This window comes from Paenibacillus sp. G34 (assembly GCF_056856875.1).
Genome location: NZ_CM166469.1, coordinates 4,347,412 through 4,363,309 on the forward strand (window position 1 = coordinate 4,347,412; position 15,898 = coordinate 4,363,309).

17 protein-coding genes are annotated in these 15,898 nt (G+C 43.8%); 4 read left to right on the forward strand and 13 right to left on the reverse strand.

Translation table 11 applies throughout. The annotated features are described in order from the left end of the window. Positions 1–24: 24 nt before the first annotated feature. The 3 genes from AC1VYS_RS19870 to AC1VYS_RS19880 all read right to left on the reverse strand — a co-directional run bounded on the left by AC1VYS_RS19870 (position 25) and on the right by AC1VYS_RS19880 (position 2,182). Positions 25–399, reverse strand: coding sequence for a DUF3397 domain-containing protein (locus AC1VYS_RS19870; protein ID WP_482911132.1), 375 nt, complete (start codon positions 397–399; stop codon positions 25–27). After that, positions 399–1,364, reverse strand: a complete 966-nt coding sequence (locus tag AC1VYS_RS19875) for a ketopantoate reductase family protein (RefSeq protein ID WP_482911133.1) — start codon at positions 1,362–1,364, stop codon at positions 399–401. The genes AC1VYS_RS19870 and AC1VYS_RS19875 overlap by 1 nt, the downstream gene beginning before the upstream one ends. A gap of 167 nt (positions 1,365–1,531) precedes the next feature. Beyond that, positions 1,532–2,182: an RsfA family transcriptional regulator gene (locus tag AC1VYS_RS19880; protein ID WP_482911134.1), complete on the reverse strand. Its 651-nt coding sequence runs from the start codon at positions 2,180–2,182 to the stop codon at positions 1,532–1,534. A 313-nt stretch (positions 2,183–2,495) separates the two neighbouring features. Between AC1VYS_RS19880 and AC1VYS_RS19885 the strand changes: the two genes are divergently transcribed. Next, positions 2,496–2,732 (forward strand): DUF2626 domain-containing protein, encoded by a 237-nt coding sequence (locus AC1VYS_RS19885; protein ID WP_110898524.1) that lies wholly within the window; start codon positions 2,496–2,498, stop codon positions 2,730–2,732. 194 nt (positions 2,733–2,926) lie between these two features. Further along, complete coding sequence (locus tag AC1VYS_RS19890) at positions 2,927–4,006, forward strand: hypothetical protein (RefSeq protein WP_482911135.1); 1,080 nt, start codon at positions 2,927–2,929, stop codon at positions 4,004–4,006. Here AC1VYS_RS19890 and AC1VYS_RS19895 read toward each other — a convergent pair. The 3 genes from AC1VYS_RS19895 to AC1VYS_RS19905 all read right to left on the reverse strand — a co-directional run bounded on the left by AC1VYS_RS19895 (position 4,003) and on the right by AC1VYS_RS19905 (position 7,005). Continuing rightward, positions 4,003–5,277 (reverse strand): extracellular solute-binding protein, encoded by a 1,275-nt coding sequence (locus AC1VYS_RS19895; protein WP_482911136.1) that lies wholly within the window; start codon positions 5,275–5,277, stop codon positions 4,003–4,005. The two genes, AC1VYS_RS19890 and AC1VYS_RS19895, sit on opposite strands and share 4 nt — an antisense overlap. A gap of 246 nt (positions 5,278–5,523) precedes the next feature. Next, the gene (locus AC1VYS_RS19900) at positions 5,524–6,858 is read right to left on the reverse strand and encodes a PhoH family protein (RefSeq protein WP_482911137.1); all 1,335 of its coding nucleotides are present in this window, start codon (positions 6,856–6,858) and stop codon (positions 5,524–5,526) included. Continuing rightward, positions 6,859–7,005: a hypothetical protein gene (locus tag AC1VYS_RS19905; protein WP_482934403.1), complete on the reverse strand. Its 147-nt coding sequence runs from the start codon at positions 7,003–7,005 to the stop codon at positions 6,859–6,861. A gap of 80 nt (positions 7,006–7,085) precedes the next feature. Here AC1VYS_RS19905 and AC1VYS_RS19910 point away from each other — a divergent pair, with 80 nt between their 5' ends. Further along, entirely contained in the window at positions 7,086–7,742 is a 657-nt protein-coding gene (locus tag AC1VYS_RS19910; RefSeq protein ID WP_482911139.1) for a YhcN/YlaJ family sporulation lipoprotein, read from the forward strand. A 7-nt stretch (positions 7,743–7,749) separates the two neighbouring features. Here AC1VYS_RS19910 and AC1VYS_RS19915 read toward each other — a convergent pair whose 3' ends face one another. From AC1VYS_RS19915 to AC1VYS_RS19940, 6 genes are all read right to left on the reverse strand, one after another. After that, positions 7,750–8,202 (reverse strand): pyridoxamine 5'-phosphate oxidase family protein, encoded by a 453-nt coding sequence (locus tag AC1VYS_RS19915; protein ID WP_123062548.1) that lies wholly within the window; start codon positions 8,200–8,202, stop codon positions 7,750–7,752. Between the two features lie 97 nt (positions 8,203–8,299). Beyond that, positions 8,300–9,361, reverse strand: a complete 1,062-nt coding sequence (locus tag AC1VYS_RS19920) for an LCP family protein (RefSeq protein WP_482911140.1) — start codon at positions 9,359–9,361, stop codon at positions 8,300–8,302. Between the two features lie 90 nt (positions 9,362–9,451). Further along, a complete protein-coding gene (locus AC1VYS_RS19925; protein WP_110897963.1) occupies positions 9,452–9,748 on the reverse strand; it encodes a YlaH-like family protein in 297 nt (98 codons plus the stop codon). Positions 9,749–10,060: 312 nt separating this feature from the next. Next, the gene (gene typA / locus AC1VYS_RS19930; protein ID WP_482911141.1) at positions 10,061–11,908 is read right to left on the reverse strand and encodes a translational GTPase TypA; all 1,848 of its coding nucleotides are present in this window, start codon (positions 11,906–11,908) and stop codon (positions 10,061–10,063) included. Positions 11,909–12,092: 184 nt separating this feature from the next. After that, a complete protein-coding gene (locus AC1VYS_RS19935; RefSeq protein ID WP_482911142.1) occupies positions 12,093–12,587 on the reverse strand; it encodes a hypothetical protein in 495 nt (164 codons plus the stop codon). Between the two features lie 440 nt (positions 12,588–13,027). Next, a complete protein-coding gene (locus AC1VYS_RS19940; protein WP_482911143.1) occupies positions 13,028–13,687 on the reverse strand; it encodes a TerC family protein in 660 nt (219 codons plus the stop codon). Between the two features lie 88 nt (positions 13,688–13,775). Between AC1VYS_RS19940 and AC1VYS_RS19945 the strand changes: the two genes are divergently transcribed. Continuing rightward, positions 13,776–14,477, forward strand: coding sequence for a TerC family protein (locus tag AC1VYS_RS19945; RefSeq protein WP_482911144.1), 702 nt, complete (start codon positions 13,776–13,778; stop codon positions 14,475–14,477). 173 nt (positions 14,478–14,650) lie between these two features. Here the strand turns inward: AC1VYS_RS19945 and thiI are convergent, their stop codons facing one another. After that, complete coding sequence (gene thiI / locus AC1VYS_RS19950) at positions 14,651–15,892, reverse strand: tRNA uracil 4-sulfurtransferase ThiI (protein ID WP_482915071.1); 1,242 nt, start codon at positions 15,890–15,892, stop codon at positions 14,651–14,653. Between the last annotated feature and the right edge of the window lie 6 nt (positions 15,893–15,898).

The window sequence follows — 15,898 nt, forward strand, 5'->3', positions numbered from 1 at the left end:
TTCGGGATTTTGCGTTATGTAACCTTACATCTGATTCATAATGTATCTAAATAATCCAAATAAAGTAAACAAAACATATCCAAAACTCATCATTACGAATGACATACGCCATACGGCCCTGAACATTCTCCCCCCATCTACCTTTCCTTTTAGTCGATTTTGCGCACCTCCGATAAAACCAAGCGCAATTAGTATGAGTATTAATGTCAGATAAAAACCAAAACTCGAATCAAATGTTAAGTTGAATAACGCTGAAACCGAGAAAATAAGAAAAAATGTAGTGATATCCATAGCTGTCCGTAGTGCAAATGACTTATCTTTCTTCCATACCATCATGCCCCAATACACGAGAAAAAACGGAAAAAAAGGCAATATACTCAATACGATGAAAAATCCCATCAACTCACCCCTTCTGATTGCATACCTTGAATCAAATGAAAAAGCATTTCATGTGTAGGTACCTTCAGATTGAACTGCTTCGCCATTCTTATGATGGATCCATTAATGGATTCAACTTCTGTTGTACGTTTATGTAAAATATCTGCAAGCATGGAGGAGGTATTGGAAGCAGTGGCTTGACATACTCCCTGAATCAGTTCCCACAAATCCCCTTCTAATTGTACGCCTACAGCCTTGTAAACGGTCAATGCCTCATCATACAATTGGCGCATCATTCTGACCCGCTCTAATTTGTGAAGCAATTCACCATTAGGTATTCTCCATATTGCCGTGAGCGGGTTAATGACCGCATTAATTAACAGTTTTCTGTATATCAGCTTATCGATTTCATTCGACACTGTACAGTCAAATCCTGCCTGCTGCAAAACCTTGGCTAAAGTAAATATTTGTTTTTCTTCTATTATCATCTCATTCATTGTAGTCAAAGCCTTACTCCAACCTAATTGTGTTTCCCCTAAACCCGCTCGGTATACTTGATCCCCTATACGTTTTGCCCCTTCTGTTGTAATCGCGCTACACAGTAGTGTGTGTGGCAATGCAGCCTGTAACTTTTCCAAATGACCAAGACCGTTTTGATAACAAGCTATCCTTATGTGCCGCTGATGTTCTAATGTTGCCATCATTGCAATAAAATCCTCTACATGAGTTTGCTTCACAGTGAGCAGTATCCAGTCGCCAGGCATCTTGTTCCAATGATTCGCCAGTTGGGATATCGGGTTAGCCTGTATCTCATCCAGCTTGATGTATGTTTCTTCGTCGCTCTGGGTAATTGTGAATCCATTTTGTTTAAGCTGATCAGCCTGTTCTGATGTTCTGGTCCAGAAACGCACACATTCACCTGCTGCCTGTAACTTGCCTCCATATAGAAGTCCTAGCGAACCCGCTCCCACTACGTCTATAACCATCTAATCCCCTGCTTTCATCGTTTGATGCATCTCTCATATGCTTTTCCGTATTCCCTTTCTTTCTATAATAGAACAAATATACACAACTAAAAACCCGACATACCTACCGTAAAATCACGGAGGTCTGGCGGGCACGTTATTATCATGATACTTCAGACTCAAATTTGCTACTCAATCCGTTCCAAATTTCCGTTAGCATCCATTTTGAACCTTGTCTTAAGTTCTTCTTCTTCTTCGGATAAAAAGGCAAGCCTACGTGCCCGATCCATAATCTGGATCAATGCTTTGTAATCATCGTTAACAACACGATAATCTGTCTGTACTTCGTTGACTTCTTTGGAGAGTCGGTCGTTCTCACAACGTAGTTCCAGCAGTTCATCTTCCTTCTCACGCAATTCCTTTTCCAGCATTTTAAGCTGACGGCTATTCTCCTGCACTGTGCCTTTCCACTGCCGTAAAAAGCGGATCACCGCATCCATAGACAAGGATTCATCAGACACCCCATCCGTTTTAAAGATACCATCTTCGGCGTCTAATGTTGCCAGTGCAGCAACCTGCGGACCCAGCATTGCAGGCTGTTTTCTAAGATAGCTGCGCTTTTGCCTTTGTGCTTTAGCATTGCTAATGGCTGATTCATACTTTTTGCGAACATAACTATTCCAACGGAATCCACATGCGGCAGAAGTTCTGCCTATTTTTTCTCCTACTTCTTCAAAAGCCGCTAGCTGCGTGCTACCCTCCCGAATATGACGCAATGTAACCTCTGCCAATATCAAATCGTCCTCTGTACTCCAAGCATCCTGTCTCACTGCAGTCATGCTATAATACCCTCCTAACACCATCCTGAAATAACCGTCCCCATAACCGGTAACCCGTTATGTGAATTAGGTATAAAAGTTGCTTACTCATTCTTATGCCTCTCATAGAGTTCATAGAATTGATTTTCATACTAAAATGTATTTCCATATTCAGGTTCCCTCATACGTAATCATGATAATTCTGCCGACTTTTAATCCTAGCCCACAAAAAAAGAATTCGCTTTCATACCCAAATTTGTTTACACGTTTTTCCTTTCTCGGTATAATATTATGTAGACAATCTATGAACGTACATAAGAGAGGAGGATTTACCGTGGCACGCATGTTTAGGGTACTCGGGTTCTTCACGCTTGCGATTGGCCTGATGGCTTTTGCAGGAGATTTAGTCGAAATGGCTTTGCTTTTCTTCCTGCAGACTGCGTTTTTTGTTCTGTTGGGATACTTGAAGTTTACAGAACGTACGTATATATTGCTCTTCTGGGGTTATATGATCGTGACGTTCACAGGGTTCAGCTATTGGACTGTATTCGAAATGGGACTGCCGCTCTAATCCGCCAGCAGCATTAAAGCAATCCGGCTCTTATCGGATTGTTTTTTTGTTTTTCAGATTACATATGAAGATATAATGGTATGTAACCACTAAGGATATTTTTCGTATGGATTTCATATATTGTTAGGAAGAGTGCTAAGTTAGGAAGAGTACTCAATATTTACGTATGTAGGAGTTAAGGAAGGAGAATGATCGTGAAGCATCGATATGGCCTGATCGCCATCTTGTTCATCATTATATTTTTCGCACAACCCGCCTCTTCATTCATTTACGGGGAATCTTCACCCGAAGATACTCAAGCCATTTTGCAAAAGGCATTATCTATTGTAGAAATTGATCACGAGATTGAACGCATTACAGAAAAGCAGCAGGAATTAGCCAAACAACATGAGACACTATCTGCCCAACTGATACAGCAGGAAAAGGAAATACATATCCAGCAAGACCGGGCGGGAGCAGTTGTAAGGTCTTATTATACAGGAGAGCGCGATAGCCTGCTCATGACGGTGCTTGGAGCAAGATCGTTTAAAGATTTGTTTGTTCTGTATGACTACTATCAGATCATTATCGGCCAAGATCAAGCCGTGTTGGACAAGTATCAAACCCGATATAATGAATTACAGCGAACGTCAGATCAAATTCGTCAAACCTCTTTGGAGCTTGCTGACATGAAAACCAATTTAGAGGCTCAGCGTACTAGGGTCGCCTCATTGCAAAAAGAAGTGGATAGACAAATAACCGCCAGCGGTGACGCGGCAGCTATCCAAAAATTAATGAACGAATTAACGCTCTATTGGGAAAACATCGGCATATACGAAGTGAAACGTTATTTTAAAGCGTTGGCGTCGGCCATGCAGAATCTACCCGATTTTGTACAAAAGCAAAATGGAGCCATTGCCACAACAGGAGCCACGTATACCATTCGCATAGGCCAGGAAGAATTGAATTCGTTTTTGCGTTCGGAGAATGCAATCTTTGAGGATTTTGCCTTTACATTTGATCAAGCTAAAATTACAGCCTCGGGACAGCGGGATCAGTTACAATTAAGCATCGAAGGCCACTATACAGTTGAGAACGAACCGCAAAACGCTATTCGCTTTCATGTGGATAAACTGGTATTCAATCAGCTTGAACTTCCCGACACAACACGCCGAATGCTGGAGAAAGAATTTGATCTTGGTTTTTATCCACAAAAAATTCTGTCCTTTGTCAAAGCTACCGATGTTTCTACAGATAAAGGTGTTTTAGAAGTGAAATTAGCCATTTCATTCTAAGGGTTAGATTCTTTTTTGATGCTGTTCACATACTGAACAGCACTCATCTTCCCTTGAAGCACCTGCTGCACCCGTTTCTGAAAGCGAGTGATCATCGCTTGGTTTTCAGCCAGTTTTAATGGAGTGAATTCTTTGGATAACCAGGGTTGATTGGGAATCACACGATACCGCGCTTCAACATTTCCGGTTTCCTTCTCCATCTCTTGCTGCCTTGCAGGTAGGCGCCTGGTTTCTTTAACCCATTTATTCTGCGTTGCAGCAGACAACATTCCTTCAATCCATCGGCTTGCCGTATCTATCTCCGCTGACCCTGCCGTAATAACCAGACTTCTGGACTGGGCCGTCTTCAGGACTTGTAAATAAAGAGGTGAAGCAAACGACCCCTGACCCTTGGAAGCTTCATCCATCTTACGAATACGAGACAGTGTAGATACAAACATCGGAGTTTGCACCTTATAATCTGAAGCAGATAATACCGGATCTACAGACATAGGCAAAATATGGGGTTGGAGCTCGCTGAGCAAGCTTACTCCCTGCTGAAATTCATTTGTCATGGATGCAGGTTGCATCCTTAGAATCTGGTCAGGACTCATTCCCGGCGGCAAATAACTCAACCACGCACTTGCTCCGTATGTGTCATCTATATTTAGTGAAATCAAAGGTGTGCTCTTTGTTGGAGATTCTTTGATTAGTTTAAACCATTGCTCCCTATTTAGCGGGAACTCTGGCAACCCGGTTTCATTCAAATATGAAGGCGTTATTCCCATCACATAAGGATCAACATCAAAGGGCATTGCCCATTGATATCCGTTCCACTCTGTCATTCCCCGCAACTCGTTAACCGTATCTCCAATTGACTTAGAGAGCGACGTCCCATTTAAAGGAACAAGATATCCTTTTTTCGCATAGCGCTGTACTTGATCACTTTGCAGTAAAATAATATCTCCGTTCTCTCCTAACGAAAACTCCTGATCCAGCACTTCCTGATATTTATCCGGTTCCACATTGCGAAGATTAACCTCGACAAAACGAGAAGAAGCCACTTCTTCAGCCACTTCTTGAAACAAAGCAAACTCCTCTTTCGTCATGGATACCATTATTTCAAGAGGAGCACGTGTCTCCTCATTCCGGGATGACCCACCCGGATATGTATCTTTCTCTTGATTTCGTGACTGATTTTGCTGTGAACCTCTAAAATCAAAACTAGGTGAGAGGATCGTTAGCGAAAGCAGCAACACTGCAAATAGTACAACCTGATGTCTACGCTTCATTCACTCTCCTCCTTAAATTCACTTACTTTGTATTTTCTCGCAACCATTATTGTATCAAATATGTAGTGCTCTTGTCCTACCCTGCCAAAAAACACTTTTCTTGTATTTTGCATATTACGAGCATATCCAATTCTGTATAACAATTGATTTTTATTTTTTCAGCAAAAAAAGCCGACTTCAGGAGTCGGCTCTCATGTAGAACATTTTCCGGGAAATAAATCCAGATATAAACTGGAGAAAAGTTTACTATAACAAGTCTGCTGCAAGTTGTGCCAGCTTGGAACGCTCTCCTTTTTCAAGCATAATGTGTCCACTGATCCCCTCTTGTTTAAAGCGCTCCACAATATAGGTAAGTCCGTTGCTCGCTGAATCAAGATAAGGGTGGTCAATCTGTTCAGGGTCACCCATCAAAATGATTTTACTGCCTTCACCTACACGGGATACAATGGTTTTCACTTCGTGACGAGACAAATTCTGGGCTTCATCAATAATGATGAATTGGCCGGGAATGGACCTTCCACGAATATAGGTCAGTGCTTCTACCTGAATGCTGCCTAGGCCCATTAGTATTTTATCAATATCACCGGCCTTTTTTGTATCAAATAAAAACTCAAGATTATCGTAGATCGGCTGCATCCACGGACGAAGCTTTTCTTCTTTCTCTCCTGGCAGATATCCGATATCCTTGCCCATTGGCACAACAGGTCGTGCGATCAGTAGCTTTTTGTATTTGTGATCATCCTCTACCTTCAGCAATCCTGCTGCTAAAGCGAGAAGCGTTTTACCTGTACCTGCTTTGCCAGTTATCGTCACAAGCGGAATATCGTCGTTCAGAAGAAGCTCCAGTGCCATCCGTTGTTGTGCATTTCGGGCGCTGATCCCCCAGACATTGTCATTACTGAGGAACAGCGGCTCCAGCTTTGTACCTTCCGTATTCACTTTAAGCAAAGCGGATTTGTTTGTCCCCATCTCATCCTTCAGAATGACAAATTCATTCGGGTGAAGAGAGTACGACAGTTGTAACGGTTTGATCGGCAAGAAACGATATGTGTAAAACTCATCAATGACTGACGGGTGTACTTTCAGCGCCGTATATCCAGGGTACAACTCGCTGAGACCTGCCGTCCGATCCGATAAGTAATCCTGTGTGATCAGTCCTAGTACGTCCGCCTTGATCCGTACCAGAACGTCTTTACTGACAAGAACAACTTGTCGCTCCACTACTTCTTTTTCATTCTCTTCAATCTGATAATTCAGCGCGACGGCCAAGATTCGATTGTCATTGGACACTTCCCCGAACATTTCCTGAACTCTCACAAAACTGCGGTGGTTAAGCTCAACTTTTAGATTGCCTCCATTCGCAAGAGGAACTCCACTATGAAGGTGGCCCAGTTCCCTGAGTCCATCCAGCAGTCTGGACACATTACGTGCGTTACGGCCGATCTCATCGGCATTTCTTTTTTTGGAGTCAATCTCCTCCAGTACAACCGCGGGAATGATTACCTCATGTTCTTCAAAGGCAAATATGGCATTGGGGTCATGCAGAAGCACGTTGGTATCCAATACAAAAATCTTTTTCATTCAATCCCCTCCAAGCGGCGTCGTTAAAGGCATGGGCTGGAACGTGTTCTCGGGAATGACGAAGGTGCTCTGTGTGAGCCTTCCGTTTCCCTTCATTCCCGAGTTCATCTTGATCATCTGATCTTCAGCAGCGGCATGGACAATCATGCTCCCATACATAAATGTATTCGACTAGGGCAAAATAATTGTCAACCATTCTGAAAAACTCCAAGAAAGGATGAACATTTATGAAAATGGGGATATGCACGCTGCTTCTAATCTTTATTCTTACTGGCTGTAATAGTTCTACACGTAACGCTTCACAGGAACCGCATGAAATGCATCCAAGAAGTTACGGAGGAAACATAACAACACAGCAAGAAGATCGAATGAATCCTTCGCGCCTCGATCGTTTGAACGAAAATACAGGTGAAGTTCACGACCTCAATGTCGCGGACGATACCGAAGCAGGCCGAATGAGCAATAAAAAACGAGTGAGTCACCTCAAAGCTCTTGCCCAGCAAGTTGAAGGTGTACAGGATGCCAATTGTGTCATACTCGGAAACACAGCCGTTGTCGGCATTGATGTCGATGGTGATCTTGAGCGGGCACGCGTTGGTACCATTAAATATGCCGTTGCAGAAGCTTTGCGTAAAGATCCGGAAGGTGTAGATTCCATCGTAACCGCCGATGCTGACGTCACCGAACGTATTAAAGAGATTGGTGAGCATATTCGCAAAGGCCATCCCATTTCCGGTTTCGCTTCCGAACTTGCCGATATGGTAGGCCGTATCATTCCACAGCTACCGAAAGACGTCAAAGTTCGTCAAAACCCGGATGAACCTGCCCAGGATCAGTACATGCAACAACACACATCGGAAAATAGACAACAAAAAGCCCAGTGATCTCTCACTAGGCTTTTTTCATGGCTGCAAAGACTTGCTCATCGAGCTTCTCCGCAGCACGTTGATCGTATATTTTGACAAATTGAGGCACAGAGGACAGTTGAGCGCCATAGAACAGGGCATTCCTCACCGCCTCAATCCGAATGTCGAAACAGCACATATTAAAAGGTACGTCTTGCAATGGATCTTGTCGCACGGAAGCACGTCCATTGACTGCATACACCATCTCTTCGCCAAAAACAGTAATCGTAATCAGCGGATTGTGTATCATATTATTCACCAGACGGGAACGATGATCAATCGCCAAACGAAAAGTCGATGCATTTTCAGCATAAATCCAGGAGATTGCTGTAGAAGTCGGACCTCCAGATTCGACATCAACAGTGTTAAGGAGCACAAAAGTCTCGTCTTTAAATTGCTGTAAAAGAGAATCTGTTAACTGTGTGACGGCTTCGGACATTCAACCAGCCCCCCCTAACCTTCTTTATGCAATTCTCATCTTGGTTGATGTTATTATAGCACACCGCGAACCGAGCTTCCAATCCCCAAAACGGTTGCTATTCTTTGGGAGTTGATGACATCACTTTACCTGAAAGTGTATCTTGCAACGCCTGTTTGGCATTGGCCAATTCTGTCTCATTGATATATACATAAGGACTTCTCCACTCCCCCGTAACCGGAGTAAAGTGTACATCTGCGGTGGAAATATTCCAATACGTCGCGATAAAGTTTTTCATTTGTTCGGATTCCACATCCGTGGTCATGTTTTTATCTACCGCACTAATCACTTTGCCAATTTTGGTGATTCCGCCAAGCGATTTCATCTGATCCAGCATGGCATTCATTACTTGGCTCTGGCGTTTATTTCGATCAAAATCATTGGACTCAGCCGTCTTTGGCTTACAGTTGGACTTACGATAGCGAACAAAGTCAAGCGCCTCTTTTCCGTCCAAATGCTGGGCTCCTGCCTTCAGATTGATATCTGTATTGTCAGCCGTATCTCGGTAACACATGTTTTTATCCACCGTTACATCCACTCCACCGACAGCATTTATCGCATCTCGGAAAGCCTGAAAATTCAGAACGGTTGTATAGTTGATATCCACGCCAAGGTATTTGCCCATCATTTCCTTCATCTGGTCCTCTGCCTTTTTACCAGATGTTTTTTCTTGTGTCTTAAACCTTGGATAATAGGCATTCAGTTTGTTCGACTTGTAGCCATCAATCTGAATACGTGTATCACGAGGTAAAGATACTACCGTTGCAGTCTTCGTATTCGGATTAAGTGCAGCCACCATTACAACATCCGATAAAAACGTGCCCGTTTCTGGACGATTATCTGTACCTAACAGCAACATCGTCAGTGGTTTGGTTGTAGCCGACATGCCTGGAGGAACAGGTTTATCTATTCCTGTATTGGCAACCTGATTATAAATCCAGTATAAATAACCCCCACCGACCAGAATACCGATCACAAGCAGACTCAGAAAAATCCTGACAAACCCACGCAAACGTTTCTTTTTCTTTGGCTGCTTTCCCTTATTGCTCTTATTGCCAGAATTGCCGGTTGAATTCGAAGCTTGTCTTCGAGGAGGCAATCCATTTGAATTTGAGTTCATGTTCTCAGCACCTTTATCACATCTGTTTGGTCTATATATAACACAACCGCTTTCCCTAGGGAAAACGGATGTGTTTATGCATAGACAGCATTATGAATTTCGAGCGGCAGCTTCCGCTTTTTTCTTTTGACGGCCTTCAACGAAATAACGCACGCGCACTAGCAGCATCAGACCTACAGCAACTAACAAACATTGAATGATAGGCAACTTGTCGATCTGAAAAATAAGAAGCATGAACGTACCCATCGCCATCAAAATATATAATACAATTTCCTTACCGATCGGCAATTTCTGGCGTACCCGAAAGACCTTGTTATACACGTAAGTAATCAGTACAAAGATGACGATATAGGCGATGATCGGGTGTGATGCAAACCATGCTTGCATGTTAAGGCATCTCCTTTCATGATCATGCTGTATAAAATTCAATCATTAGCGGGACTTTACTGCTGCACAATGAGATTCTTCGTCGCTCGTTCGACCGTTCCGAGATCGGATCGTTCTTTCGATCGCTGTTGTCCCCGAATTTCTGTGAACACTCTATCAAGTGTTGAAATTCGGTGACAAAGGCGAGCGCTTCGCTTCTACAGAATCGATTCCTCTCCCTCCACTACCAGTGGCGAGAGACAAGAATCGTACCATCGTGCAATAATGTCCCTTCAAACATTGACTTTTATACTTCTTTTTGGGTAGTGGGTATTACGCGTTATTTTGAGCCATTTTGCGTTGTTTTTCTGAACGCTCACGCTCGGATTTATTCAAGATCTTCTTACGAAGACGAATGGATTTCGGCGTGATTTCACAGTACTCGTCATCGTTCAAATATTCAAGCGCTTGTTCTAACGAGAAGATAATCGGAGTTTTAATTTTAACCGTATCATCTTTACCGGAAGAACGAACGTTAGTCAGTTGTTTTTCTTTACAGATGTTAACAACGATATCATTGTCTCGTGTATGCTCACCAACAATCATACCTTCGTAAATTTCTGTTCCAGGCTCTAGGAAGAGCGTACCACGATCTTCAACGCCCATCATTCCATAGAATGTAGAAATACCCGTTTCAGTTGAGATCAGTACTCCTTGGTGACGTCCACCCACTTGACCGGATACGACTGGAGCGTAGCTGTCAAATGCATGGTTCATTACGCCATAACCACGAGTCAATGTCAGGAAGTTGGTGCTATATCCAATCAAACCACGTGCAGGAATCAGGAACTCCAGACGTACTTGACCGCTACCATTGTTGACCATGTTAACCATCTCTGCTTTACGTGCGCCCAGGCTCTCCATGACGGAACCCATGCTCTCTTCAGGAATATCAATCAACAAGCGCTCAAGAGGTTCCATTTTCTTACCGTCAATTTCTTTGATGATAACTTCCGGTTTGGATACTTGAAGCTCATATCCTTCACGACGCATGTTTTCAATCAGGATACCAAGGTGAAGCTCACCACGTCCAGAAACGATAAATGCATCTGGGCTCTCTGTTTCTTCAACACGAAGGGATACGTCAGTTTCCAATTCTTTTAACAAACGCTCGCGTAGTTTACGGGAAGTTACCCATTTACCTTCACGGCCTGCGAATGGACTGTTGTTTACGAGGAATGTCATTTGCAGTGTTGGCTCATCAATTTTCAGAACCGGCAAAGCTTCAGGGTTGTTCGGGTCAGCAATCGTTTCACCGATGTTGATATCCTTAATACCCGCAATCGCAACGATATCACCTGCGCCAGCTTCCTCTGTCTCTACACGCTTCAGACCTTGGAAACCAAACAGTTTCTCGATACGAGCTGTTTTGCTTTTGCCATCACGCATAATAACAGTAACGGATTGGCCTTGACGAATTACGCCGCGGTTTACACGACCGATAGCGATACGTCCGAGGTATTCATTGTAGTCCATCAGCGTAACGAGGAATTGCAGTGGCTCTTCAACGTTCTCTGTTGGATGAGGGATATGACTTACGATGGTATCGTAGATCGCCATCATGTTGTCATCTTGTTTGGCAGGATCGTCTTCCATGCTGGATGTTCCGTTCAATGCGGAAGCATATACAACAGGGAATTCGAGTTGTTGATCGTTGGCACCCAGTTCGATGAACAGGTCAAGTACTTCATCAATAACCTCAGCCGGGCGAGCCGCTGGACGGTCAATTTTGTTTACAATAACGATTGGAGTCAGATTGTGCTCCAGCGCTTTACGAAGTACGAACTTCGTTTGTGGCATACAGCCCTCATAAGCATCAACAACGAGCAATACGCCGTCTACCATTTTCATGATACGTTCTACTTCACCACCGAAGTCGGCGTGTCCAGGTGTATCTACAATGTTGATCAGGTAATCTTTATAAGTTATAGCCGTGTTTTTGGCCAAAATCGTAATACCGCGTTCACGCTCCAAATCGTTGGAGTCCATTGCGCGCTCCTGTACCGTCTCGTGATCACGGAATGTACCGGATTGCTGGAGCAACTTGTCGACGAGTGTCGTTTTCCCGTGGTCGACGTGGGCAATAATCGCAATATTGCGAATGTGTTCTCTTGAATGCATGGTTTGTATCCATATCCTTTCCAATTTCAATTCTTATCTACTGCTTCCCGCAAAATCACAGGTTACTCACAAAATAAGCGTCGGTGATATCCCGACGCATGTCTATATCCCTTATATTATAATTTATCATAGGTAAAAATCAAGATATTTCGCTCGGAACGATGCATGATATTGCTGGATATATTCACCACACCTTACCTCGACCTCTTCGGCCTCGTCCAACAAGTAGCCATAACCCACCTAGGATAAGCAGAACAGCAAGCACATAAATGATACCTGTCTGGAGTAGCGTAAACGCCAACAATACGATGGACACCGCACCGATCACAAGAGCCGCGGGGTAGATATATTCGGGTCTGCGCCGCTCTACCATAGCATACCCTAACAGACCTGCTGCAATCCCGAGCAAAAGTACGGGCCACAGGTACCTCATCAGTCCTGCGCCCCATATGTTTGTGATGCTAAATAGCACACCATATACAGTAAGGATGCCTGCAGGCATCAATGACCAGGACGGCGAGACCCGGGCATAAAACAATGCATAAAGTGCTATCCCAGGCAGCAAAAGCAATAAAGGCCAGAAATTTCGACCAATAAACCCAAACACTCCTAATTTGCCGAGCAAAATGATAAAACCGGCAATTACAATGAACAGTCCAATAGCTCTTTCGTTCTTCATCTTCATCACCTCTTGTTTTCATTAACTATGTAATTTTGATACTGTGCTGAATTCCAATACTGAACACATTTATAATTGCAAAAATAAGCTTCAATCCTTGTTTATAGTGTATCTGATGTTTCCACAAAAAACTATACTGATGCCGAAAATGAGTCGTCCTGACTCCGGTAACATAAACATTAACATAAACCTAACGCTTCCAACCTTAATCTATATTTCCCTAAAGACACCTTATATAATATTAAACACCTGATCATACAATGGTCACTTCACTCTTTATTGTTCTATTCTTTACATCTTCACCATTCACATGCAAAAAAATAACGCAAACTCTTCTTGGTGGAACCTTCCTACCTTCTCAAGCAGATGAATAAAAAACAGAAAAGGTGTCCTTAGGGGACACCCCTCAAACCCAAACTCATTTCAACTCATATTAACATCTAAGCATTCCGGCGAACGAATCTGTGTGCCCCTCCCGCCGCTATAACCAGACAAGCCAAAGCTGCTGGCAACATCGCATGAGCCTGCGCTGCCATTCCACCCAGCCACTCCCCTAGCTTCGGATCTCTCATTAACATCTCTCCTGCGGTAAAAGCCAATATACCTGATCCAGCAAAGACCAGAAGAGGGAATCGCTTGAGCAAATCCACAATAATTCCGCTGCCCCACACTACAATAGGAATGCTGATTGCAATCCCTATAACAATTAGAGCCAAATCTCCATCAGCCAATGCAGCTATTGCTAATACATTATCCAGACTCATCACAAAATCAGCAACCAGTATTGTCTGAATTGCTTTCCAGGTCGTAGATGCATTACGGATATGTACTTCATCCTCGTTTTGAAGTAGTAATTTCAGTGCAATCCAGAATAATAACAACCCGCCTGCCGCTTGAATAAAAGGAATACCCAGCAGCAGTACAGCTGCAAAAGTAAGTACGCAACGTAACAGCACCGCACCAAGAGCACCCCACCAGACTGCTTTTTTACGTTGAGCTGGAGGTAAATCTTTGCTCGCCATTGCAATGACAACGGCATTATCTCCACTCAGCACCAAATTAATCATTAAAATTTGAGTTAACAGCCACAGCGTATCCATCTCCTCATCCCCCCACTCTAACTTGTATGTGGAAATTGTACATGCTATTCTTATTGATTGAAGAATATATAGGGAGTGACATATTGCCATGGAGCTGTTTAGTCCCACATTTTGGCTGGCCTTGTTAAACGTTGTCTTTATTGATCTAATCCTGGCGGGTGATAATGCTATCGTCATCGGTCTTGCAGCCCGAAATCTGCACCCTTCGGTGCAAAAGAAAGCGATCCTGTACGGTACAGGGGGCGCACTTCTCATCCGGATTGCAGCTACAGTCGTTGTGTTATGGTTATTGAAGGTACCTTGGCTCCTGTTCGTGGGAGGACTGCTCTTAGTCTGGATTGCCTACAAACTGCTCGCTGATCAGGGTGATGAGCACAATGACATTCAGGCAGGAACTTCACTCTGGGCGGCTGTTCGTACGATCATTATCGCGGATGCAGCTATGGGGCTAGACAATGTAATCGCCGTAGCCGGGGCTGCCCAGCAACATCTGGTACTTGTCATTCTTGGACTGCTGATCAGTGTCCCGATTATCGTTTGGGGCAGCACCTTGTTCATCAAACTGATTAACCGCTTTCCCTGGATTATCTACGTTGGCGCTATTGTACTAGGTTATACTGCGGCCAATATGATTACAGAAGAGAAACGAATTTTGCCTTTTTTCACAGAGCATCCAGCACTCCGCGTCCTGTTCATCGTTGTCGTGATAGGAGGCGTTGTTTTTGCGGGTTACCGTAAGCGAACCACTAGTAAGAAAACTCAAGCTGAACGGCAACGTTCTTATTCATAAACAAGCTAGGCATATAGGGGCGATATTAGCAATGCCCTTACGCGATAACGTCTCACACAAAAAAACAGGACAGCCCCTTCACACATGGGTTAGTCCTGTTATTTTTGTGTTCTATTTACATTTCAATTATTATGTCTACTTCTAGTGTTATATGCCTAAAATCGCAAATACAATTAGAACCAGTCATCCTTCATTTCACTGTTCTCTGGCTGTCCCGTCAATACTGAAGCTTCCCCGGCATGCAAGGTGATCGTTTCTGTCTGTTCTACCGCTTGATCCAGCCATTCGGACAGATGGCTCATTGTTGCTTCGATTTTGTCCACGATTCGCAGATTCGGATTAGTCGATGGTGATTTTGGAACAAACAATGTACAGCAATCCTCATAAGGCAGAATGGAGATGTCATAGGTACCAATTTGTTTGGAAAGTGAAATAATCTCCTGTTTGTCCATCATAACCAGCGGTCTCAGCAGAGGCAGGTCTGTAGCGCGTCCGATGACATTCATGCTCGGAAGCGTTTGGCTTGCCACCTGACCTAAACTATCGCCAGTGATCAGTGCTAATGCGCGCTCGCGTTCTGCCAGCTTGGTAGCTATTCGTAGCATGGAACGCCGCATTAATGTAATAATCAGATTATCCTGACCCAACTGAGTAAATGCAGTCTGAATTTCTGTAAACGGAACGAGATGTAATTTGATCGAACCGGCATGATCTGCAAGCGCACGCGCAAGATCGATCACTTTTTCTTTAGCCCGCTGACTTGTAAAAGGATAACTATAAAAATGCACACACTCGACTTCGAGCCCTCGACGCATGGAAGCCCAAGCGGCTACAGGGCTGTCTATCCCTCCAGATAAGAGGACCATTGCCTTGCCATTCGTTCCAAGTGGGAATCCGCCTGCGGCAGGGATAACTTCACTGAAAATATACGTACCTTGTTCGCGGATTTCTACACGCAGCTCAATATCTGGATCACGAACATCGACCTTCAACTGCTGAAATTTGCGTAGAATCGGTGAACCGACAAGATGATTGGTTTCATGAGAAGAATGCGGGAAGGCCTTCCACACTCGGCGCGCATTTACCTTGAAGGTCGTGACTTCACCGAACTCCTCAGCACGTTCATCCATAAACGCAACCGCAGTTTGCACAATCTCGTCTATCTCGGAAGGTGTTACTTTCACAGGACTGATGGACATCACACCGAATACACGTTTAAGCACGGGGATTAGCTGTGTGTGGGATTCACCGCCAAGATCCACGTAAACTCGGCCATATTCTTTACGCAGACTTGCCCCTGGATAAGGCTTAAGCAGTGCCTTAACTTGAGTGATGATGGTTTTCTCAAATCGCGCACGATTTTTTCCTTTTAACATAAACTCTCCAAAACGGAGAAGTAACATATCATAATTCAACATTTA